The organism is Vibrio sp. CyArs1 (assembly GCF_022432925.1).
Lineage (GTDB): Bacteria > Pseudomonadota > Gammaproteobacteria > Enterobacterales > Vibrionaceae > Vibrio > Vibrio mediterranei.
In genome coordinates this window covers 235952-259012 of the sequence record NZ_JAKRBO010000004.1, presented here as the reverse complement: position 1 = coordinate 259012, position 23061 = coordinate 235952, and the positions used below count along the sequence as shown (strand labels likewise).

General features: G+C 44.7%; 21 protein-coding genes and 2 tRNA genes. 2 read left to right on the top strand and 21 right to left on the bottom strand.

Features of this window, described 5'->3' with window-relative positions; translation table 11 throughout:
* Nucleotides 1-18 precede the first annotated feature (18 nt).
* From MMA19_RS14480 to rlmE, 16 genes are all read right to left on the bottom strand, one after another.
* On the bottom strand, nucleotides 19-429 hold the full coding sequence (locus tag MMA19_RS14480; RefSeq protein ID WP_240206518.1) for a MarR family transcriptional regulator: 411 nt from the start codon (nucleotides 427-429) through the stop codon (nucleotides 19-21).
* Nucleotides 430-550: 121 nt separating this feature from the next.
* Complete coding sequence (gene nlpI, locus MMA19_RS14475; RefSeq protein ID WP_031494135.1) at nucleotides 551-1486, bottom strand: lipoprotein NlpI; 936 nt, start codon at nucleotides 1484-1486, stop codon at nucleotides 551-553.
* Nucleotides 1487-1662: 176 nt separating this feature from the next.
* Nucleotides 1663-3804, bottom strand: a complete 2142-nt coding sequence (gene pnp, locus MMA19_RS14470; RefSeq protein ID WP_006072022.1) for a polyribonucleotide nucleotidyltransferase — start codon at nucleotides 3802-3804, stop codon at nucleotides 1663-1665.
* 311 nt (nucleotides 3805-4115) lie between these two features.
* Entirely contained in the window at nucleotides 4116-4385 is a 270-nt protein-coding gene (rpsO, locus tag MMA19_RS14465; protein WP_005380094.1) for a 30S ribosomal protein S15, read from the bottom strand.
* A 118-nt stretch (nucleotides 4386-4503) separates the two neighbouring features.
* Entirely contained in the window at nucleotides 4504-5457 is a 954-nt protein-coding gene (gene truB / locus MMA19_RS14460) for a tRNA pseudouridine(55) synthase TruB (protein ID WP_038225493.1), read from the bottom strand.
* Nucleotides 5457-5873 (bottom strand): 30S ribosome-binding factor RbfA, encoded by a 417-nt coding sequence (rbfA, locus tag MMA19_RS14455; protein WP_006072035.1) that lies wholly within the window; start codon nucleotides 5871-5873, stop codon nucleotides 5457-5459. The genes truB and rbfA overlap by 1 nt, the downstream gene beginning before the upstream one ends.
* Before the next feature lie 108 nt (nucleotides 5874-5981).
* Nucleotides 5982-8699, bottom strand: coding sequence for a translation initiation factor IF-2 (infB, locus tag MMA19_RS14450; RefSeq protein ID WP_240206517.1), 2718 nt, complete (start codon nucleotides 8697-8699; stop codon nucleotides 5982-5984).
* Nucleotides 8700-8721: 22 nt separating this feature from the next.
* Nucleotides 8722-10209: a transcription termination factor NusA gene (nusA, locus tag MMA19_RS14445; protein ID WP_006072040.1), complete on the bottom strand. Its 1488-nt coding sequence runs from the start codon at nucleotides 10207-10209 to the stop codon at nucleotides 8722-8724.
* Nucleotides 10210-10242: 33 nt separating this feature from the next.
* Nucleotides 10243-10698 carry a ribosome maturation factor RimP gene (gene rimP, locus MMA19_RS14440; protein WP_006072042.1) on the bottom strand — a complete coding sequence of 152 codons (456 nt, stop codon included), beginning with the start codon at nucleotides 10696-10698 and terminating at the stop codon, nucleotides 10243-10245.
* A gap of 234 nt (nucleotides 10699-10932) precedes the next feature.
* A tRNA-Met gene (locus MMA19_RS14435) sits at nucleotides 10933-11009 on the bottom strand.
* 55 nt (nucleotides 11010-11064) lie between these two features.
* Nucleotides 11065-11148, bottom strand: a tRNA-Leu gene (locus MMA19_RS14430).
* A gap of 34 nt (nucleotides 11149-11182) precedes the next feature.
* On the bottom strand, nucleotides 11183-11518 hold the full coding sequence (gene secG, locus MMA19_RS14425; protein WP_006075643.1) for a preprotein translocase subunit SecG: 336 nt from the start codon (nucleotides 11516-11518) through the stop codon (nucleotides 11183-11185).
* 280 nt (nucleotides 11519-11798) lie between these two features.
* Nucleotides 11799-13136: a phosphoglucosamine mutase gene (glmM, locus tag MMA19_RS14420; protein ID WP_240206516.1), complete on the bottom strand. Its 1338-nt coding sequence runs from the start codon at nucleotides 13134-13136 to the stop codon at nucleotides 11799-11801.
* A 21-nt stretch (nucleotides 13137-13157) separates the two neighbouring features.
* The gene (gene folP / locus MMA19_RS14415; RefSeq protein WP_240206581.1) at nucleotides 13158-13988 is read right to left on the bottom strand and encodes a dihydropteroate synthase; all 831 of its coding nucleotides are present in this window, start codon (nucleotides 13986-13988) and stop codon (nucleotides 13158-13160) included.
* A gap of 55 nt (nucleotides 13989-14043) precedes the next feature.
* A complete protein-coding gene (gene ftsH / locus MMA19_RS14410) occupies nucleotides 14044-16023 on the bottom strand; it encodes an ATP-dependent zinc metalloprotease FtsH (protein WP_124940659.1) in 1980 nt (659 codons plus the stop codon).
* Between the two features lie 106 nt (nucleotides 16024-16129).
* Complete coding sequence (rlmE, locus tag MMA19_RS14405) at nucleotides 16130-16759, bottom strand: 23S rRNA (uridine(2552)-2'-O)-methyltransferase RlmE (protein WP_038225504.1); 630 nt, start codon at nucleotides 16757-16759, stop codon at nucleotides 16130-16132.
* 112 nt (nucleotides 16760-16871) lie between these two features.
* On the opposite strand from rlmE, the gene yhbY reads away from it, so the two are divergent.
* A complete protein-coding gene (gene yhbY, locus MMA19_RS14400) occupies nucleotides 16872-17168 on the top strand; it encodes a ribosome assembly RNA-binding protein YhbY (RefSeq protein ID WP_038225582.1) in 297 nt (98 codons plus the stop codon).
* A 147-nt stretch (nucleotides 17169-17315) separates the two neighbouring features.
* Here the strand turns inward: yhbY and greA are convergent, their stop codons facing one another.
* On the bottom strand, nucleotides 17316-17789 hold the full coding sequence (gene greA / locus MMA19_RS14395) for a transcription elongation factor GreA (RefSeq protein ID WP_006075365.1): 474 nt from the start codon (nucleotides 17787-17789) through the stop codon (nucleotides 17316-17318).
* A 460-nt stretch (nucleotides 17790-18249) separates the two neighbouring features.
* On the opposite strand from greA, the gene dacB reads away from it, so the two are divergent.
* Nucleotides 18250-19689: a serine-type D-Ala-D-Ala carboxypeptidase gene (gene dacB / locus MMA19_RS14390; RefSeq protein ID WP_240206515.1), complete on the top strand. Its 1440-nt coding sequence runs from the start codon at nucleotides 18250-18252 to the stop codon at nucleotides 19687-19689.
* 33 nt (nucleotides 19690-19722) lie between these two features.
* Here dacB and MMA19_RS14385 read toward each other — a convergent pair whose 3' ends face one another.
* The 4 genes from MMA19_RS14385 to lspA form a co-directional block, all read right to left on the bottom strand.
* On the bottom strand, nucleotides 19723-20568 hold the full coding sequence (locus MMA19_RS14385) for a magnesium transporter (RefSeq protein ID WP_240206514.1): 846 nt from the start codon (nucleotides 20566-20568) through the stop codon (nucleotides 19723-19725).
* Between the two features lie 414 nt (nucleotides 20569-20982).
* On the bottom strand, nucleotides 20983-21939 hold the full coding sequence (gene ispH / locus MMA19_RS14380; protein ID WP_081836341.1) for a 4-hydroxy-3-methylbut-2-enyl diphosphate reductase: 957 nt from the start codon (nucleotides 21937-21939) through the stop codon (nucleotides 20983-20985).
* A 29-nt stretch (nucleotides 21940-21968) separates the two neighbouring features.
* The gene (gene fkpB, locus MMA19_RS14375) at nucleotides 21969-22400 is read right to left on the bottom strand and encodes an FKBP-type peptidyl-prolyl cis-trans isomerase (protein WP_038225509.1); all 432 of its coding nucleotides are present in this window, start codon (nucleotides 22398-22400) and stop codon (nucleotides 21969-21971) included.
* 129 nt (nucleotides 22401-22529) lie between these two features.
* Nucleotides 22530-23033 carry a signal peptidase II gene (lspA, locus tag MMA19_RS14370; protein ID WP_240206513.1) on the bottom strand — a complete coding sequence of 168 codons (504 nt, stop codon included), beginning with the start codon at nucleotides 23031-23033 and terminating at the stop codon, nucleotides 22530-22532.
* Nucleotides 23034-23061 lie beyond the last annotated feature (28 nt).

Below are 23061 nucleotides of genomic sequence, written 5' to 3'. Positions count from 1 at the left end.
AACTAAATCCTTAAATTTTTATCTCAGTGCTTTGGTCAATAACGTGTCAAGCAAGGCGAACTCCTGCTCGTCTAAATGTGCCCGCAGTTTTTCCGCTACCACACTGTATATCTCAGCTTCCGACATTAGCGGTAATCGTGATTTCTCCGTCAAGGTCACTCGCTTTGAACGCGCGTCTTCGGTACACGATAATCGCTTCACCAAACCTTTACGCTCAAGTCTTTTTACCATATTGGTTGCTGAGGGTTTGGACACCTCTAATTCTTTTGCCAGATCGGTTAATCGAATCGGCTCTGCTGAAGATTGTATTGCTTTTAAATAATCGTATTCATTGAAGCTCAGGTGCCCTAGTGGGTCTTCTTTGCTGTAGCTACGCCATACTTTCGACGTCAGCCGCTCCATCTTCTCTAAATTAGTTTCTATAGCCATTCATATTAACTATTAATTAGCATAGCTAACTAGTTTAGCTAAATTAGAACTAGAGTCAACGGATAAAAAAACACCAGCGCTAGGCTGGTGTTTTTTTAGCGATGATTGTGAAAAGTTCACATTACTGTGAGTCGGTGGTGCTCTCTGCTGCTTGCTTAGCTTCTTGCTTAGCCTGCTCTGCTTGTTGTGCTCTCACAATTTCAAAGATTTTAGTTAACTCAAGAAATGCGTACTTATGCTCGGCATAATCGTAGACATTCTGGGCGATGGCCAGTTTATATAGAGAGACAGCTGCTGGATAATTGCCATCTATTTGATGACGTTTTGCCAAGTAGAAGTAGACTTCAGTGAGTCTTTCCGCTAACACGTTATTGTCTCGGCTGCTAGCAAGAATCGCTTTAAACGCCTGTTCTTCAGAGACTTTATCCAACATCAACGCAACCAGGATCCAGCCCCAATCATTATTACGTGCTTGGTAGCGCTTCTCTAGTGCAATAGCGGCATCCAGTGGACCTGCCTCACGAGAAATGATGTAGAGCCAAAGTGCACGATACGGATCGGCAGGGTTCTCTTGGTAATAACGCGTCATGCCCTCAATCGCTAATGGGATACGATCACCATAGTAAAGCGCAATAGAACGGTTTCTTAGTGCATAAGAGTTTGAAGGGTCAAGCTCTAAACTAGAATCGAAGGCTTCATACGCAGAGTCAAAATCGCCAATTTGGGTGAAGTACTGTCCGACTTGGTTAAAAACGACAGGTTGCGCAGGGTTAAGTTGTAATGACTGATTGAAGTCTAACTGAGCCAAGTCACGTAATCCGAGGCTGTTGTAATAAGAGCCTCGCTCGAAGTGCATTTTTGCTCTGACGTCATTCTCAAGGTCACTGCGCTGCAGAAGCTGTGTCAATCGGGCGACTTGAACTTCGTATTGAACATTTGCCTGTAATGGCACAGCCATTGGTGGGTTCAACCATTGTTCATCTTGTGTTGACGAGTTGGTAGCACAACCAGTCACTGCCACCACTAAGCTTAATCCTAAGATTCGAAACAACTTCACTATATCATTCTCCTTGTACCCACTATGACGTCGCTATTATTGGCAACATTTAAAGTATCGTTATAGTTGCACAGCGTAATGCGTAGTAGCGGGAATTATCCTTCGCGCATTAAAAAAGGGGGCTATTGCCCCCTCTTTATAGCACGCTTTTTAACGTAATGGTCTAGAAAAGCGAATTATTCTGCGTCAGACGCTGAATTTTCATCCGCTGCTGGAGCTTTCGCTTCAGGCTTTTCCATTGCTTCTTTCATGCTTAGGCGTACACGACCTTGGCGGTCAATTTCAAGTACTTTAACTTGAACTTCTTGACCTTCTTTCAGGTAGTCAGTCACTTTCTCAACACGCTCATGAGCGATTTGAGAGATGTGTACTAGACCATCTTTGCCAGGAAGAACCGTTACGAATGCACCGAAGTCTGCTAGACGAGCAACTTTACCCGTGTAGATCTTACCCACTTCAACTTCTGCAGTGATAGCTTCGATACGAGCGATCGCATCTTTCGCTTGGTCACCGTCAGTTGCAGCGATCTTGATAGTACCATCATCTTCGATCTCGATAGTCGTACCAGTTTCTTCAGTTAGCTGACGGATAACCGCGCCACCTTTACCGATAACGTCTTTGATCTTGTCTGCGCTGATCTTCATTGTGTGGATACGTGGAGCGAACTCAGAGATCTCTTCACGAGCACCAGAGATAGCTTCATCCATTACAGAAAGGATGTGCTTACGTGCACCTTGCGCTTGGTTAAGAGCAATTTGCATGATCTCTTTAGTGATACCTTCGATCTTAATGTCCATCTGAAGTGCAGTGATACCAGTGTTAGTACCTGCTACTTTAAAGTCCATGTCACCTAGGTGGTCTTCGTCACCAAGGATGTCAGAAAGAACAACGAAATCGTCGCCTTCTTTAACAAGACCCATTGCGATACCCGCAACAGAAGACTTGATTGGAACACCAGCATCCATAAGCGCTAGAGACGTACCACATACAGATGCCATTGAAGATGAACCGTTAGATTCAGTGATTTCCGATACAACACGTACTGTGTATGGGAATTCTTCAACAGAAGGCATTACTGCTGCGATACCGCGCTTAGCCAATTTACCGTGACCGATTTCACGACGCTTTGGAGAACCTACAAAACCAGTTTCGCCAACACAGTATGGAGGGAAGTTGTAGTGTAGTAGGAAGTGATCTTTACGCTCACCTGTTAGCTCATCGATGATTTGAGCATCACGCTGCGTACCAAGAGTCGCAGTTACGATTGCCTGCGTTTCACCACGAGTGAACAGTGAAGAACCATGAGTACGTGGAAGAACGCCAGTGCGTACATCTAGTGCACGAACCATGTCTTTTTCACGGCCATCAATACGTGGGTTACCCGCGATGATGCTGCGACGTACTACTGTCTTCTCTAGATCGTGGAAGATAGTGTGGATTTCTTTAGTGTTCGCTTCTGGATCTTCAGCAAGAAGAACCTCGTTAACTTCTGCTGCAATCGCGTGAATGCGATCGTAACGAGCCATCTTCTCAGTGATTTGGTACGCTTCAACAAGCTTAGCTTCTGCTAGCTCAGCGATGCGGTTGTTAAGAGCAGTATTCTCTTCTGGAGCAACCCAATCCCAAGCTGGAGTAGCAACTTCAGCTGCAAATTCGTTGATTGCTTTGATAACAACTTGCTGTTGGTCGTGGCCGTAAACCACTGCTGATAGCATCTCTTCTTCTGTTAGGTTGTCTGCTTCAGACTCAACCATAAGAACAGCGCCTTCAGTACCAGCAACTACTAGGTCTAGTTTAGAGTTTTCTAGCTCAGTGTTGCTTGGGTTCAGTACAAGTTGACCGTCAATATGACCAACACGTGCTGCACCGATAGGACCGTTGAACGGAATACCAGAGATAGCAAGAGCAGCTGAAGTACCGATCATTGTTACCATGTCTGGCTGAACGTTCGGGTTTACAGACATTACTGTCGCGATTACCTGAACTTCGTTTTTGAATGCGTCTGGGAAAAGAGGACGAATTGGACGGTCGATTAGACGTGCAGTCAGTGTTTCGCCTTCAGAAGGACGACCTTCACGTTTGAAGAAACCACCAGGGATTTTACCTGCAGCGTAAGTACGCTCTTGGTAGTTTACTGTTAGCGGGAAGAAGTCTTGACCTTCTACTGCTTCTTTCTTACCAACAACAGAAACGAATACTGACGTATCGTCCATTGTTACCATTACAGCTGCAGTAGCTTGACGTGCGATAACGCCAGTTTCTAGCGTCACAGTGTGGTTGCCGTATTGGAACGACTTAACAACTGGTTTTTCGAACATTGTATTTCCTTTTTTCTGGAATCATTCCAGATAATTGATTGTGCGCTCAATGCATTACAAATCGCGACTAGTTCAAACAAACTTCACTTGAAAAAAGTAAGTGTGCTTGGAATAGTCGCGACCCTGAGGTCGACTAAATGGACTGTAATGTACTGAACAAATTGTGACTAAACGTGCTTGCTCTTCACAACTCAGTTTAGACGGGACGTAGTATAAACTACTTAGTGGAAGTTTTGCTATTAACTAAGAAATTTAGCTAACAAAAAAGGGGCATATAGCCCCTTTTAACAAACTTTCTATGCAGACGCTGATTAGCGACGTAGGCCTAGACGTTTGATTAGGTCTTGGTAGCGAGCTAGGTTTTTACCTTTTAGGTAATCTAGAAGCTTACGACGACGAGAAACCATACGTAGAAGACCACGACGGCTGTGGTGATCGCCTTTGTGTGCTTTGAAGTGACCTTGTAGGTGGTTGATAGAAGCTGTAAGTAGAGCTACTTGAACTTCTGGTGAACCAGTGTCACCTTCGCCTTGTGCGTATTCCGCAACGATTGCTGCTTTAGTTTCTGCATTCAGAGACATAATTCTCTCCTAATAAGAGTAAGTTTAAAAGTTGTAGCAGCCAATCTCTGATTCAGCCGCTACGCGAAGCGCGAATTATAGGGAATAATTCTAGCTAGAGCAAGGAGTATTCGTGGCTCTATTGAGCACTTTCTTCCTCACGGAAAACAACGAGTCGCTTGGGTGCAAGCTTAGCATCGTCATTCATAGCGCCAACGCCGATGAATAAACGCTCTTCCCCCATGGTCATGCGTACTGGTGCATCGACTGGTAAGCCTGAAACCTGCACCGGCTGACCATGCTGAAGCAAGTCACCAAGCTCAGGTGATACATTCACTTCTTGAAGATCTTGTACTGCGCTGTCCATTGGCATTAGCAGTGGATCAAGCAACTCGCGCGGCTGACGCTCTTCTCGCTTTGCCTGCTCAAATAACTCGTTAAGCTGCTCTAGGGTCACCATGTTCTCATAAGGATACTTAGCAACAGCAGTACGACGTAGCATAGTTACGTGCGCACCACAGCCTAACATTTCACCGAGGTCATCGACGATAGTGCGGATGTAAGTGCCTTTCGAGCAATGTACTTCCATCTCTACTTCATCACCTTCAAAGCGATGTAGGACAATTTCATACACGGTAATTTTGCGCGCTTCACGAGGAACTTCGATACCTTGACGAGCGTACTCATATAGTGGCTTACCTTGGTATTTCAGTGCAGAGAACATTGACGGCACTTGATCAGATTCACCACGGAACTTGTCTATGCACTCATCAAGAAGCTCAGGTGTTACATTGATATCGCGAGTTTCTACCACTTCACCATCAGAGTCAGAGGTATTGGTACGCTCACCAAGTTTAGCGATAACACGGTAGCGCTTGTCTGAATCTAACAAGAATTGAGAAAACTTAGTTGCTTCGCCCAAGCAAATTGGCAACATGCCAGTTGCTAATGGGTCAAGTGCACCAGTGTGCCCTGCTTTCTCAGCGAAGTAGATGCGCTTTACTTTTTGTAGAGCATCATTCGATGAGATTCCGGTAGGTTTATCTAGAAGGATAACGCCGTTGACTGGACGTCCCTTGCGACGTCTAGCCATTACTGCTCTTCTCCCTCTGCACCGTTTTCTTCGCTGCGACCTGCTTCGTCTTGCTTACGCTTATCTTCGTTAACCACTTCACTCACTAGGTTAGACATACGCATACCTTCGACAAGCGTGTTGTCATAGTGGAAGCGTACTTCCGGTGTTAGGCGTAGGCGAATGCGCTTACCTAGCATCATGCGAATGTGAGCTTCGTGTTCACGAAGGGCTGCTAGGCTCGATTCTGGAGTCTGTTCACCAACACATAGGAAAGTAACGAATACTTTCGCGTATGCGAGGTCACGAGAGACTTCTACGTCTGAAATCGTCACCATACCTAGGCGAGAGTCACGAACTTCGCGTTGAAGAATAAGAGCAAGCTCTTTTTGTAGTTGCTGCGCAACACGTTGTGTGCGGCTAAATTCTTTTGACATTTCTTTTCTCACTATAGAAAGAATGGGGGGATGGTATTAACCAGCCCCCCATGGCGTATTCAACAACCATCAATACTCAAGTTAAAAACTGAGTAACGATTTTGTCAATTAGTCTAGAGTACGTTTGATTTCAACGATTTCGAATACTTCGATTTGGTCGCCAACGCGAACATCGTTGTAGTTCTTAACGCCGATACCACATTCGTAACCGTTCTTAACTTCTTGAACGTCATCTTTGAAGCGGCGTAGAGATTCTAGCTCACCTTCGTAGATTACAACGTTATCACGCAGTACGCGGATTGGGTTGTTACGTTTGATAGTACCTTCTGTCACCATACAACCAGCGATTGCGCCAAGTTTTGGAGACTTAAATACGTCACGTACTTCTGCAAGGCCGATGATTTCTTGCTTGAACTCAGGAGCAAGCATACCGCCCATTGCTTGTTTCACTTCATCAATCAATTGGTAGATGATTGAGTAGTAACGAAGGTCTAGGTTTTCTGTTTCAACTGCACGACGAGCAGATGCGTCAGCACGTACGTTGAAGCCTAGGATGATAGCGTTAGATGCTGCTGCAAGTACCGCATCAGTCTCTGTAATACCACCAACACCAGAACCTACGATGTTTACTTTCACTTCGTCAGTAGACAGTTTCACTAGCGAGTCAGCGATAGCTTCTACAGAACCTTGTACGTCAGCTTTTAGTACTACGTTCAGCTCAGCAACGTCACCAGCAGTCATGTTCGAGAACATGTTTTCTAGTTTCGCTTTTTGCTGGCGAGCAAGTTTCACATCACGGAATTTACCTTGACGGTAGTTTGCTACCTCACGAGCTTTACGTTCATCACGTACTACAGTCGCTTCGTCACCTGATGAAGGTACGCCAGACAGACCTAGGATTTCCACAGGAATAGACGGACCCGCTTCTGTGACTTCTTTACCTAGTTCATCACGCATTGCACGTACACGGCCGTATTCTTGACCACATAGTACGATATCGCCTTTGCGTAGAGTACCTGATTGAACAAGTACAGTAGCAACTGGACCACGGCCTTTATCTAGGAATGATTCAACAACCACACCCGATGCCATGCCATCAGCAACAGCAGTTAGTTCTAGTACTTCAGATTGAAGCAGGATTGCTTCTAGAAGACCGTCAATGTTAGTACCTTGTTTCGCAGAGATGTGAACGAACATGTTCTCACCGCCCCACTCTTCAGGGATAACATCGTACTGTGCCAGTTCGTTCTTAACGTTATCTGGGTTCGCATCTTCTTTATCGATCTTGTTCACAGCAACGATTAGAGGTACGCCTGCCGCTTTCGCGTGCTGGATAGCTTCAACCGTTTGTGGCATTACGCCATCGTCCGCTGCAACAACAAGAACAACGATATCTGTCGCTTGAGCACCACGAGCACGCATTGCAGTAAACGCTGCGTGTCCCGGAGTATCAAGGAAAGTGATCATACCGTTTTCAGTTTCAACGTGGTATGCACCGATGTGCTGGGTAATACCACCCGCTTCGCCAGAAGCAACGTGTGTACGACGAATGTAGTCCAGTGTTGACGTCTTACCGTGGTCAACGTGACCCATGATAGTAACAACTGGAGCACGAGATACGGCTTCAGACGTTGCGTCACGATCAGACAGTACTGCTTCTTCCAGTTCGTTCTCTTTACGAAGAACAACTTTGTGACCCATTTCTTCAGCAACAAGTTGAGCTGTCTCTTGGTCAATCACTTGGTTGATTGTCGCCATTGCACCCATCTTCATCATCACTTTGATGACTTCAGTGCCTTTAACTGACATCTTCTGAGCTAGCTCAGAAACCACGATTGTCTCACCAATTACAACGTCTTGCTTAGCAACGGTTGCTGTCTTATCGAAGCCGTGCTGCATAGAAGTTGGTTTAGCCAACTTACCTTTCTTGCCACGTTGGTTACGACCACCGCGACCACCACGTGAATCATCACGCTCTTGTGCAGATTTCTTCTTACGACGACGAGGTGCTTTCTCTTCGCTGCGGTCTTGAGCGTCTTCCGCTTCACGAGCGTAAGTTGAAGTCGTTGTGTGATAGTCAGCTTTTTCGCTGTCTTTTGACTTCTTCTCTTCCTCAGACCAACGAGCTGCATTTTCTTCAGCTAGTTTACGAGCTTCTTCTGCTAGACGAGCCGCTTCAGCTTCTGCCTTGCGTTGCGCCTCTTCTTCTTGACGGCGCTTCAGCTCGTCCGCTTCTTTCTTCGCTTCAGCATTCTTTGCGTTCATTTGTTTCTTAGCCTTTTCCGCTTCGTCGCGCTTTTCTGCTGTTGATTCTGCATTGCGTTTCTCATCCGCTTCACGTTTTGCTTTTTCCTCAGCTAAACGTTTTTCTTCGGCTTCTCGCTTCGCTTTCTCTTCAGCTTCGCGCTGTGCTTTTTCTGCAGCTTCACGTTTGGCTAGCTCTTCGGCTTCACGTTGTGCACGCTCTTCCGCCTCACGATTTGCTGCTTCCTCAGCTTCACGTTTTGCTTGCTCGTCGATCGCACTGCGTTTTACATAAGTGCGCTTCTTACGCACTTCTACCTGTACATCTTTGCTTTTACCGCCACCTGCAGAAACAGATAACGTGCTACGAGTCTTACGTTGTAGTGTAAGACGTGTAGGCTCAGCATCGCCCGATGTATCACCATGTTCTTTTTTCAGGTGAGTAAGAAGCGTTTGCTTCTCCTCATCATTCACCTGATCGCTCTCTGATTTGTTAAGACCAGCATCAGCAAGTTGTTCAATTAGGCGGTCCACTGGCGTACCAATTTCTTCGCTAAGTGCTTTAACCGTAAGTTTTGTCATGCAACTACCTCCTTGCTGATTATTATTCTTCGTCGCCGAACCAACAGATGTTACGTGCAGCCATGATTAGCTCGCCTGCGCGCTCTTCTGTTAGCCCTTCAATACCCTCTAACTCGTCTACACCTTGGTCTGCAAGATCTTCAAGCGTAGCTACACCTTTGGCAGCTAGTTTAAATGCCATTTCACGCTCAAGACCTTCTAGTGCTAGTAGGTCTTCTGCTGGTTCAACACCTTCAAATGACTCTTCTTGAGCAAGCGCAAGTGTAGTTAGGGCATCTTTTGCACGGCTACGAAGTTCTTCTACAAGCTCTTCGTTTAAGCCGTCGATTTCTAGAAGCTCATTCACTGGCACATATGCCACTTCTTCTAGTGTTGAGAAGCCTTCTTCAACCAGCATTTCTGCAAAGTCTTGCTCGATGTCGAGGTGCTTCATAAAGTTTTCGATAGAAGCGATAGCTTCTTCTTGGTGTTTCTTCTGTAGGTCTGCAACCGTCATTACGTTCAGTTCCCAACCCGTTAGTTGAGACGCTAGACGTACGTTTTGACCGCTACGACCGATAGCTTGTGCTAGGTTGTCTGCTTCAACAGCGATATCCATAGAGTGCGCGTCTTCATCAACGATGATAGAAGCAACATCCGCTGGAGCCATTGCATTAATAACAAACTGTGCTGGGTTATCGTCCCAAAGCACGATATCGATACGCTCACCGCCAAGTTCACCAGAAACAGCTTGAACACGCGCGCCACGCATACCAACACACGCACCCACAGGGTCAATACGACGGTCGTTAGTTTTCACGGCGATCTTAGCGCGAGAACCAGGATCGCGAGCTGCGCCCTTAAGTTCAATTAGCTCTTCTGCAATTTCCGGCACTTCAACACGGAATAGCTCTGCAAGCATTTCAGGCTTAGAACGAGTAATGAATAGTTGGAAACCGCGAGCTTCTGGTGCAACTTTGTATAGAAGACCACGTACACGGTCCCCCGGACGGAAGTTTTCACGAGGTAATTGATCATCACGCAAAATAACCGCTTCAGCGTTGTTACCAAGGTCTAGGATAATAGTGTCACGGTTAACTTTCTTAACCACACCTGTCACTAGATCGCCTTCGTTATCAATGAACTGCTCAACGATTTGTGCTCGCTCAGCTTCACGTACTTTTTGCACGATAACTTGTTTAGCAGTTTGAGTCGTAATACGGTCAAACGTTACAGAATCGATTTCTTCTTCTACAAAGTCACCAACCTGAATAGATTCATCATCGAATTGAGCTGCTTCAATTGAGATTTCTTTTGTTGGGAACTCAACTTCTTCTACTGCCATCCAACGACGGAATGTTTCGAATTCGCCCGTTTTACGATCGATAGCTACGCGTACATCAATTTCGATTTCGTGTTTCTTTTTCGTTGATGTTGCTAGCGCAATTTCTAGCGCTTCAAAAATACGCTCACGAGGAACAGCTTTCTCGTTAGAAACTGCTTCTACTACCGCTAAAATTTCTTTACTCATTTATCTAGCCTCTAAGCTTTTATTATTAGGGACCTAAAATTTAGGGATCAGGTTAGCTTTAGAAATGTTACTCAGTGCCATTTCTTCTTCGTTGCCGTCAACAATGATTGTGACAGTCTCGCCTTCAATAGATTGGATTGTACCTTTCCACTTACGACGGTTACCCACAGCCATTTTCAGAACGATGCTGACCTCGTGACCAATAAATTGTTCGTAGTGTGCTGCTTTGAAAAGTGGTCTTTCTAAGCCTGGTGAAGACACCTCTAGGTTATAAGCCACCGTAATTGGGTCTTCAACATCCATTACTGCACTTACTTGATGACTTACTTCTGCGCAAGCATCAACAGTAATACCATCTTCATGGTCGATATAGATACGAAGGGTAGAATGCTCACCAGCACGGATGAACTCTAAACCAACAAGCTCGTAGCCAAGCGCCTCAACAGGCGCTTCGAGCAATTCTGTAAGTTGTCTTTCTAAACCAGTCATTTAACCACTCCAGAAACAAAAAAAGGGCATATAGCCCAATTTAAATTCCAAGCATTTATTCGAGCGTTTCAAAAAGCTCAAATAACAAAAAACCCCGAAAGTCGGGGTTGTTTGTTGCTGGACCCTGATCACTAAGAAAAAGTAACACTCTACACATAGTAGTCAGTGTTTTCTTAGTGTGCAGTGATTTTTTCACACTGCTAAACTTGCAATCCATCAACACTTAGAAAGTATTGGTTGCGGGGGCCGGATTTGAACCGACGACCTTCGGGTTATGAGCCCGACGAGCTACCAAGCTGCTCCACCCCGCGTCCGACTTGCTGAGCATTATACGCTCACCAAACTGTATTACAAGTTTATAAATAATGGTGCCGAGAGAGGGACTCGAACCCTCACACCAAAGGCACTAGCACCTCATGCTAGCGTGTCTACCAATTTCACCATCTCGGCATTTAAGTTAATCGTCTAATAAATAGCAATTAACTTATTGAGGGATTTCATCACTGCTTTTAGCAGGAACATCACTCGCTGCATCAACTTGCTGTTCAACAACTTGACCTTGAGAAGGGTCAACCCATTGAGACTCACCTTTGTGAGTGTACATGTTGCCAAGTACTAAGCTGATAACAAAAAATACGATTGCAAAAATTGCAGTCATTCGGGTTAGGAAATTCCCTGAGCCACTAGCACCAAACACAGTGTTTGACGCGCCAGCACCGAATGAGGCTCCCATATCTGCGCCTTTACCTTGTTGAATTAACACTAGGCCAATAACACCAAGCGCAGCCAACAGGTAAATCACAAGTAGAACTTGAATCATTTGTCCACCTATGTTCCAAATTGTTGAGCCAGCGCCGCTTTCATTGCTACATGCATTGAAAACCTGGCTATGACCTCCTAAGAGAAGGCGGTGGCAATACTAGCGAATGCCGCACTGACTGACAAGAGAAAAATGACAAAAATCTTTCGCCGAGCCGTTAACCGCTCAAAAAAAAGGCGAAAGCTCAATTATCGTAAAGAAGAAGCGGTTAATCATATAGAAAACAAACAAGAACCAAAAGCAATTTTTGGTTCTTGTTAAATACGATAGCCTGCGAAGGTTAGCAGTTTTCTTTTACAATATCGGCAATGTACTGAGCTGAGTCGTTAACCAAAGTTTCATCCTCACCTTCAACCATAACTCGCAGCAGAGGTTCAGTACCTGATTTACGCAGAAGTACTCGACCTTTATCACCTAGATCTGCTTCTGCTTTCTTCACCGCAGCAATAACAGCATCCGCTTCCAATGGATTTGCATCACCGCTAAAACGAACATTAATCAGTACTTGCGGATAAAGCGTCATGCCACTTGCTAGTTCATTGAGTGACATTTTCGCACCAACGATAGAAGCCAGTACTTGCAGTGCTGCAACAATCGCATCACCAGTGGTGACTTTATCAAGTAGAATAACGTGCCCAGAGTTTTCAGCACCAATACGCCAACCTTTCTCTAACAGTTGCTCCATTACGTAACGGTCACCAACTGCTGCGCGAACAAAAGGAATTCCTAACTGCTTAAGACCGTTTTCCATCCCTAAGTTGGTCATCAATGTACCAACAACACCGCCTTTAAGTTCACCGCGGCGCAGTGCATCGCGAGCAATAATATAAGCGATTTGGTCGCCATCGACTTTATTGCCTAGGTGATCAACCTTAATAATACGGTCACCATCACCATCAAACGCTAGGCCAATATCTGCTTTTTCAGCTACCACTCGAGCTTGTAAGGCACGTACATCCGTTGCACCTACTTCGTGGTTGATGTTCGTTCCATTTGGCTCAACACCCATCGTAATGATATCAGCACCTAATTCGGCAAACACAGACGGTGCAATTTTGTACGTCGCACCATGAGCACAATCTAGAACGATTTTTAATCCCGCTAGGCTCAGATCATGTGGGAAAGTACTTTTACAAAACTCAATATAACGGCCAGCGGCATCATTTAGACGGCTTGCTTTACCCAATTCAGCAGATTCAACACATTCAATATCTTTGTCGAGCTCTTCTTCAATAGCCAGTTCAATCGCGTCCGGCAATTTCGTGCCTTCCGAAGAGAAGAACTTAATACCGTTGTCGTAATATGGGTTGTGTGACGCTGAAATCACGATACCAGCTTCGGCACGAAACGTCTGAGTAAGGTATGCAACGGCTGGCGTTGGCAATGGGCCTGTGAAAATAGCTTTTAGACCCGCCGCAGAAAGACCTGCTTCCAAGGCAGACTCCAACATGTAACCAGAGATACGAGTATCTTTACCGATGATAACCTTTTTAGTGCCTTGTTTAGCAAGTACTCGGCCGGCAGCCCAACCGAGTTTTAGTACAAAGTCTGGAGTGATCGGAAATTGACCGACCTTTCCACGAATACCATCAGTACCAAAATAACGTCGTTGTGACATAGTATTTCCCTAATTTTATTCTTATATATTTGATTGCATCATCTGGACGATTTTCATCGCTTCGATGGTTTCTTCTGCATCGTGCACACGAATAATTTGCGCACCTTTAGCTGCGGCAAGCGTCGCGCAAGCTAAGCTCCCTGCAAGACAGTCTGCTGGTGGTTTATCAAGTAATTTAAAGATCATCGACTTTCTCGACATGCCCGCCAGTATTGGCAGACCAAACTGGTGAAATTTCTCCAGGTGAGCCAGAAGGTGATAATTATGCTCTAGCGTTTTACCAAAACCAAATCCAGGGTCAAGAATCAATTGATCTTTTTTGATTCCCACTTCCTCACAAGCCTTGATGCGCTGTTCTAGAAACTCAGCGACGTCTCCAAGTAAATCGTTATAAGTTGGATTCGTTTGCATTGTCCTAGGCTGACCTTGCATATGCATTAAGCAAATAGGAACGCCAGCATCAGCTGCAACTTGAAGCGCTCCGGGTTCTTGCAGTGCTCGAACGTCATTGATGATATCCGCACCCGCTTCAATTGCCTTTTGCATCACTTCAGCTTTACTGGTATCGATTGAGACCCAGACATCGTAGCGTTCACGAATCGCTTGGATAATCGGAATTACGCGTGATAATTCTTCCTCAAGTGTCACATCTGGCGCACCAGGACGTGTTGACTCGCCACCGATATCAATGATCGATACACCGGCTTGAATCATAGATTCAACCTGAGTCAAAGCTGCATCGATAGAATTGAATTTACCGCCATCAGAAAACGAATCAGGGGTAACATTGACGATACCCATGACATGTGGGCGATCCAAAGGGAGGGATTTATTGTTTGCTTTTAAAATCATAGTTGCCATAAACAAGAAAAGCCCCGAGCAAAACTCGGGGCTTATTTATTACTGCTTATTCTGAATCTTTCTTCGTAGTTTCAGAATCTACTTTTTCAGCCTTAGCATCGGAGTCAACCGCTGGTGCAGACTCTTCTACTTTAGGCTCAGCTTGTTGCGGTTTCGCTTCCGCTTTTGGCTCTGGAGCACTTTCCTGCTGAGATTTAGCTTGGTCACCCCAACCCGCTGGCTCACGAATGTCATCTTTACGTTCCATTAGGTCATCGATTTGACCCGCGTCGATGGTTTCGTACTTAACAAGCGCATCTTTCATCGAGTGCATGATGTCCATGTTCTCTTCAAGAATTCTCTTCGCACGGTCATAGTTGCGGTCGATGATCAAACGAACTTCTTCATCAATCAGTTTCGCTGTTTCACCAGATATATGTTTAGTCTGAGTTACACTGCGACCCAAGAATACTTCGCCTTCATCTTCTGCATACAGAAGAGGCCCAAGTTTCTCAGAGAAACCCCATTGAGTAACCATTTTACGAGCGATATCAGTTGCGCGTTCAATATCGTTTGATGCACCTGTAGATACCTTGTCTTTACCGTAAATAAGCTCTTCAGCAAGACGACCGCCGTATAGGCTTGAGATCATAGACTCTAGGTGTTGGCGAGACATACTCACACGATCTTGCTCTGGCAGATACATAGTCACACCCAGTGCTCGACCACGTGGAATGATGGAAACCTTATACACTGGATCGTGTTCAGGAACCAAACGACCAACGATCGCGTGACCCGCTTCGTGGTATGCCGTCGACTCTTTGGTTTCTTCCGAAAGCACCATAGAGCGGCGCTCTGCACCCATCATGATCTTATCTTTCGCTAATTCGAACTCGACCATAGATACATTGCGCTTGTTACCGCGCGCCGCAAATAGTGCCGCTTCGTTAACTAGGTTTGCAAGGTCTGCACCAGAGAAGCCCGGAGTACCACGTGCAATCAAAGATGGCTCTACGTCTGATGCTAGAGGTACTTTGCGCATATGAACTTTAAGAATCTGCTCACGACCACGTACATCTGGTAGACCAACCACAACTTGACGGTCAAAACGACCAGGGCGAAGTAGTGCTGGGTCAAGTACGTCTGGACGGTTAGTTGCTGCGATAACGATGATACCTTCGTTACCTTCAAAGCCATCCATTTCTACTAGCATTTGGTTCAATGTTTGTTCACGTTCATCGTGACCACCACCAACACCAGCGCCACGCTGACGACCTACCGCATCGATCTCATCGATGAAGATAATACAAGGTGCAGCTTTCTTCGCTTGCTCGAACATGTCACGTACACGAGATGCACCCACACCAACGAACATTTCAACGAAATCTGAACCAGAGATAGTGAAGAACGGTACTTTTGCTTCACCAGCAATAGCTTTAGCAAGCAACGTTTTACCAGTACCTGGAGGACCAACCATTAGAACACCAGTTGGGATCTTACCGCCCAATTTCTGGAATCGGCTTGGATCACGTAGGTAATCTACCAGCTCTTTTACGTCTTCTTTTGCTTCATCACAACCTGCAACATCAGCAAACGTGGTTTTGATCTGCTCTTCACTCATCATACGAGCTTTGCTCTTACCAAACGACATGGCACCTTTACCACCGCCGCCTTGCATTTGACGCATGAAGAAAATCCAAACACCAATAAGAAGAATCATTGGGAACCATGAGATAAAGATAGTGCCCAACAGGCTTTGTTCTTCTGGTGGTGTCCCTGAAACTTTTACGTTTTGGTTAATTAGGTCATCAAGTAGCTTTTGATCATAAACTGGCATGTAAGTCACAAAGCGACTGCCACCGCCACGGCGAGTAAAGGTTATCTCGCTGTCTTTAAATTGAGCTTCTTGAATCTGGCCATTGCCAACTTCCTGTACGAACGTGGTGTAATCTACCGCTCGACCGTTGCTTTCGCCTGGTCCAAAGCTTTGGAATACAGACATCAACACAACGGCGATGACTAACCACAAAATTAAATTCTTTGCCATGTCACTCAAGGTGTCAGCCTCTCGATAACTAATTGTAATTAAAGGTAGGGTACTACAGTTTTTCGGCTGTAGCTACATTGTTAATTTTGTCTTTGTAAACTAATGTTCAGCCTTTGAAACCATTAGCTACAATAAACACCTCACGAGAGCGAGCTCTAGATGAGTCTGGTTTACGAATCTTCACTACTTTGAAGGCATCGCGCACCTGTTTGACGTACTCATCAAATCCTTCACCTTGGAACACTTTCACTACGAAACTGCCGCCAGGCGCTAAAGTTTGATGACACATATCTAATGCTAGTTCAACAAGATACATTGCTCTAGGCTGATCGACAGATAAGTTTCCTGCCATGTTAGGAGCCATATCAGACATTACTACGTCGACCATATCCGGTTGGATTCTTTCGAGTAGTGCATTTAGAACTGCTTCTTCTCGAAAGTCCCCTTGAAGAAAGCTTACACCTGATATTGGATCCATCGGCAATAAATCACAAGCAATTACCTGCCCTTCATCACCTAAAACCTTTGCGGCGTATTGAGACCAGCCACCGGGAGCAGCGCCTAAGTCAACCACTGTCATCCCAGGTTTCAGTAGCTTATCTTTATTTTGAATCTCTTCAATCTTAAAGATAGCACGAGAGCGGTAACCTTTTCTTCTGGCTTCATTCGCATATTTGTCATCAAAATGCTCTTTCAACCAACGACCAGAACTGGCCGAATGTTTTTGCTTACTCATTCAAATTCCAACTCAATAAGGGCACGCCCTCAGAATAAAGTATAGTCTTCGTCATTAGATGGCGTTAAAATACGACTTTTCAACCCTAATAGTAAATAAATTTGGCCGCGTTATGAACCTAAGCACCAAACAAAAGCAGCACCTAAAAGGCCTAGCACACGCACTTAAACCTGTCGTGCTTCTAGGCGCGAATGGACTAACAGAGGCTGTTCTAGCGGAAGTAGAAATCGCTCTTGACCACCACGAACTGATTAAAGTGAAAGTGGCATCAGAAGACCGTGAAACTAAGCTACTGATTATCGACGCTATTGTGCGCGAAACTAAAGCTGAAAAAGTTCAGGTTATCGGTAAGACGCTTGTTCTTTACCGTCAGTCAGAGCAAAAGAAAATCGAACTGCCACGCAAATAATTTGCTCACCGTTTGATTTGATTGAAACATTTTGTTTCAAAGTGGAAAAGGTCGCAACAGCGGCCTTTTCATTTTTCTTACATCCTGAACTCGTATCTCATCTACAAAAAAAGCCGCCCTTGGCGACTTTTTCTCTGCGAAATCAGCTTAAATATAAGCAACTTTATCGATTTCAAAATCTTTTTGACCGCCTGGAGTCACGATAGTCACTTCATCGCCTTCCATTTTGCCAATCAGTCCACGTGCAATTGGGGAACTCACTGAAATACGGCCCGACTTAATATCAGCCTCGTCATCACCAACAATTTGGTAAGTCTGTTCAGCGTCAGTATCGATATCAATCAAAGTCACTGTAGAGCCGAAGATGATCTTGCCGGAGTTATCTAGCTTCGTCACATCAATAACTTGAGCTACAGAGAGTTTATATTCAATATCACGAATTTGAGCTTCACAAATGCCTTGCTCTTCACGCGCAGCATGGTACTCAGCATTTTCTTTTAGGTCACCTAGCTCACGAGCTTCAGCGATAGCTTCAGAAATTTGTGGGCGAAGCTTAAGTAGACGATCTAAATCTTCACGTAGCTTTTGTTCGCCACGTACAGTCATTGGAACCTTTTCCATTTTAACAACCTCTTTTCCAAAGCAGACTTTGGACAATAAAACCCTACTCAGGCAAGCCTGAGTACAATTTAAAAAATAACTGGATTAAGCCTAGTGTAATCAAAGTGCGTATACAAATCACTGAAATTCACACATTCGTTCATTGATGCTAGAAACAATCAGTCATCTTAAAATTCACAATTGCGACGACTATCTGTGTGTTTCGAAGTGAACACTGGCTCTATTCTGCCTTAAGTTCGAAAGCTTACTGGTCAGCAAGACAATATAGCTTAGGTCTCTTAGCATACGCAAGGTCAACTCAACTAAGTTGAGACTTATATTGTCAACAAATGCATATCGTATTTCACTGTCTATCTTGAGATAAAAACTTCATAGATTTCTTTGATAATTTATCACTTTATCTCGACTTAATAGGTTGTTAGCCTACATTAAAAATAAGCCCAACTTAACGAACCGACTTATGAAATCCAAATGCTTGCTCACTGCATTAATGATGCTACCTTTTTCCTCTTTCGCTACTGGTGTCGACGCGACTCAGTACTTACCAGATGGTAGCCGCAATGCATTACTTTTGGCGCCATTACATTCACCAACAGAAACGCTCATCTCACTAGATGCCGACCAGTTCTTTCCTCCCGCTAGCACGCTTAAAGTGGTCACTGCGCTCGCAGCAAAGCTGGCGCTACCCAATAATTTTCGTTTTGAAACAGTGTTATCACACTCTAAAAACACCTTAATTATTCGCTATACAGGCGATCCAACTTTTAGTCGCGAAGCACTAAGAACGATGCTAAAAGAAGCTAAATCAAGTGTCGGCAAGAACATCGATACGATATGGCTTGATGATACAGTGTTCAGTGGATACGAAAGAGCTGTAGGGTGGCCATGGGATATTCTTGGTGTCTGTTATAGTGCCCCATCTTCAGCGATCACCTTAGATGGCAACTGTGTCCAAGGTGCACTTTATACCAATAAAGATGGTACTACGCGGGTAAATGTTCCTGCTCATCAGCCTATTACTGTCTCTACTTCTGCCGTTAGTCTTTCTAAACAAGATCAAGAACAAGCTCACTGCGACCTCGAACTTCAATTTGATGGACAAAATCATTACTCAATTGATGGCTGTGTGGTCAATAGGAGCTCGCCCTTACCACTTAAATTTGCTGTCGCCTCACCCGATTTATTTACCTCAGAAGTCATCAAAACAGAGCTCAAGCGTTTAGGAATGAATCTTAAAGGTGAAATAAAGATGGGTAATCCTGAGATAGCGAATGAGCAGCCACTATTTATCCAACGCTCAAAACCTCTTCCTGAGTTATTGGCCGTGATGCTTCAGGACTCCAACAACCTCTATGCCGACAATATAACCAAAACACTCGGCGCTCGCTATTATGGGCAAGCGGGCTCATTTAATAACGGAACAGCGGCAATTAAAGAGATTTTGAAGACTAAAGCAGGTATCGACATTCAATCTGCCGTGCTTGAAGATGGCTCTGGGCTTTCACGCAATAATCGCCTTACAGCCAACCAGATGCAGCAAGTATTGCGCTACATCTATGATAATGACAGCACGTTAAAACTCATCAAGCTTATGCCCGTTTCCGGTAACAATGGCACATTGAAATATCGCTCTAGTATGAGAAAGGTTCCTATCAAAGGCGCGCTTATCGCCAAAAGTGGGTCGCTATTCGGAACTTACAATATGATGGGATATGGCCTTGATGATAAGGGGAAACCAGAGAGTCTATTTGTGCAGTTTGTCACCGACTATCACCCTCAAAAACCAAAAACTAAAACTCCCACTATTTCACCGTTAACGCAGTTTGAGCAGAGCTACTATCGTCAAGTAGTAGACTATAGCTACTCTTTGGGACGTTCAAAAAACAAAGCGCAGCCTTAGCTGCGCTTTACTTAAGTGACTCTTTAGGCAGGTTTAAGATAAACCTAAGAAGTGATTCACAACAGTGAAGTAAATCCACATCCCTGAAATATCAACAATCGAAGCCAGTACTGGGCTCACCAGTACTGCTGGGTCTAGTTTAAAGACTCGAGCAATAATAGGCAGCACACCACCTAGAGTCGTTGATACCGTTACCTGAATAAACAACGCTACTGCAATGGCCATGGCAATTAAATGAATGTCAAAGCCACCGGCTGAGTTCACATCACCGAAGACGAGAATTCGGCCAACCATAACTAAAGCAACCGCCGCAGCAAGACAGACTGCGACTCGGCTTTCTTTCCAAAGTACCTCTAGCCACTGACGCTTTCTTAGCTCTCCTGTTGCTAGAGCGCGGATCACCAATGTCGCTGCTTGAGTACCAGTGTTACCACCAGCTGCGGCTATTACAGGCATATAGACCGCTAGCAGTACTAGCTGGCTAAGCGTATCTTCGTACTGAGCTATAATAAGACCCGAGACAATCCCTAACAGTGCCAACGTAATGATCCAACCAATGCGTTGCTTTACGTGTTCCATAACACCTGTTGTCAGATAACCACCAGTGGTCTCTGCTTCAGAGTGAATCAGTCCCAATTGGTGAGCAAAATGCCTGGCTCGTCTATCATGGCCTTGCAAGTCGAGTTGTTCGATTAAATATTGCACCTGCCCTAAAGCACAGTGTTGCAACACACCAACGGCTTCGTCTATTGGCATCACGGTCAATAGGTTCAATTGCTGTGCTGTGTCGTATTTCAAAAATGCTTGAGTTGCCGCACTGATTTCTTCTTCTGAAAACAGTGGCGCATTCTCAATATAAGTATTGTTCATTACCGTCATGGCGAATCTCCCGATTAGCGTTGGTAACGACCATCAAACGTCAAAATAATAGCCTTACACGCAAATGTGCAGACGTCTTAACGAAATAGCAGAAAGGAGAAAAATAACGATAAGTTATTAAAAGGAAAGGAGCCCTACCTCGAAGGTAGGTACGAAGATCGTAATTACCGACGAGTTGTTACTTTTCTCCCTTGATACTAGGAGGATGGTCGGTATTGTTCATAGTTATCTCCGAAAAAACTATCGATTCGATAGCGGCGCTAGGATACCAAAAATCGTCAATGAGTAAAGGTGATTATCTTAGTTGAAACGATTTTTTACCTTTCGTAATCTTTACGCAATGATTTATAAAGCTGCCTTAGTAATATCAATACTTAATAAAAAAACGCCGCATCATGATGCGGCGTTTTCATGTTAATCAACCTGCTTGATTTGCAGCTCTCTAGGAACTTCAAAGAACATGTTTTCTTCTCTTCCTAACACTTCTTCAACGTCATCTGCACCCAAGTCTTTAATTTTATCAATGATCTGATTCACGAGCTCTTCAGGAGCTGAAGCGCCCGCCGTTACGCCCACTAACCCCTTACTTTCAAACCAAGATGCCTCAATCAAGTCTGGAGTATCAGTGAGATAAGCCGGTGTCCCCAGCTTTTCCGCAAGTTCTTTAAGACGAGTGGAGTTCGATGAGTTTGTTGAACCAACAACAACCATCACATCCACGGCTTGTGCTAGCTCTCGGACTGCATCTTGACGGTTTTGTGTCGCGTAGCAAATATCATCTTTGCGAGGCCCTTGAATCTCAGGGAACACTTCACGCAACTTTTCAATCACATCGGCCGTTTCATCCACAGATAAGGTCGTTTGGCTTACATAATGAAGGTTGGTTGGATCGTTTACCTTAAGTGTAAGAACATCTTCTGGTCGCTCAACAAGGTACATGCCACCTGTCTCACTAGAGTATTGACCCATTGTGCCTTCCACTTCTGGATGACCAGCATGACCAATAAGAACAACTTCCATACTTTTACGACTGGCGCGCGCTACTTCCATATGAACTTTCGTTACCAGAGGACACGTCGCATCAAACACAGTGAGAGCACGTTGCTTAGCTTCTTTACGAACCGCTTGGGAGACGCCATGAGCAGAAAATATAACAATGTTATCGTCTGGCACTTCGCTGAGCTCTTCCACGAAAATCGCACCACGCTGTTTTAGACCTTCTACCACAAATCGGTTATGAACCACTTCATGACGAACATAAATTGGCGGCTGATACATTTCTAAAGCACGCTCCACAATACTGATTGCTCTGTCTACGCCGGCGCAAAAGCCTCGTGGGTTAGCTAATTTAATTTTCATTTCATTACTCATTGATCAACCGCTTCTACTTACTCTGCTTACTATTCTACTTCGAGAATTTCCACTTCAAATGTCACGTCTTGTCCGGCCAACGGGTGATTAAAATCAACCGTTACAGAATCACCTGCAATATCGGTAATAATACCTGGAATTTCCATACCATCAGGACCAGAGAAGGCCATTATTGTACCGACTTCCACCTCAGAGTCACCCACAAACTTCGCTCTGTCCATATGATGAATATTGTCTGGATTCGGCATACCAAAAGCGTCTTCTGCTTTCAACTCGATAGCTTTGTTCTCGTTTACTGATAAACCGATCAGGCAACTTTCAAAGTTCTCACTTAAACTTCCATCACCAATAATAAATTTAGCGGGCTTGCCCATATTATGGGTGCTATCTGCGACTGAGCCATCCTTCAATTTAATGGTAAAATGTAGAGTGACCGCACTATCTTGGGAAATTTTACTCACGTTACTGCTTCCTTTGCTCTCAAAGAGTCTTAGTATTGCTCTTTGTTATTTGTCGTTTCGTTATCGCTATTGTTATATAAAAAAGCGCCGTGCATATCAACGCACAGCGCTTAAGGTTATTGGCAATTATTACTTAGCCTCTTTGTTGCGAAAGCTATCGATGATAATCATACTGGCACCGATACAGATAGCCATATCAGCTAAATTGAAAGCTGGCCAATGGTATGTTCCCCAGTAAAAGTCTAGGTAATCAACAACAAAACCATGTACAACACGGTCAAAAACATTACCAACCGCCCCGCCAATGATCATGGCATACGCAATATTGTTCCACTTTTCTTTCGCTGGGAGCTTGCTCATCCAATAGGTTAATAGCCCCGTAACAATAAACGCAATACCAGTGAACAGCCAACGTTGCCATCCCGCTTGTTCGCTTAGAAAGCTAAACGCAGCACCATAGTTGTGAACGTACAGTAAATTGAAAAATGGCAGGATTTCAATGCGATTTGCCCAGCCATATCCCATGTTGTCCATAACAACCAGCTTGATGCTAATGTCGGCAATAAAAATGACAATGGCTAACCAAAGCCAGCGCACACCCGATTGCTTAAAGGTAATTGTTGTTTCGCTCATTCCAATCCTTAAATTGTCATGCTTAAAC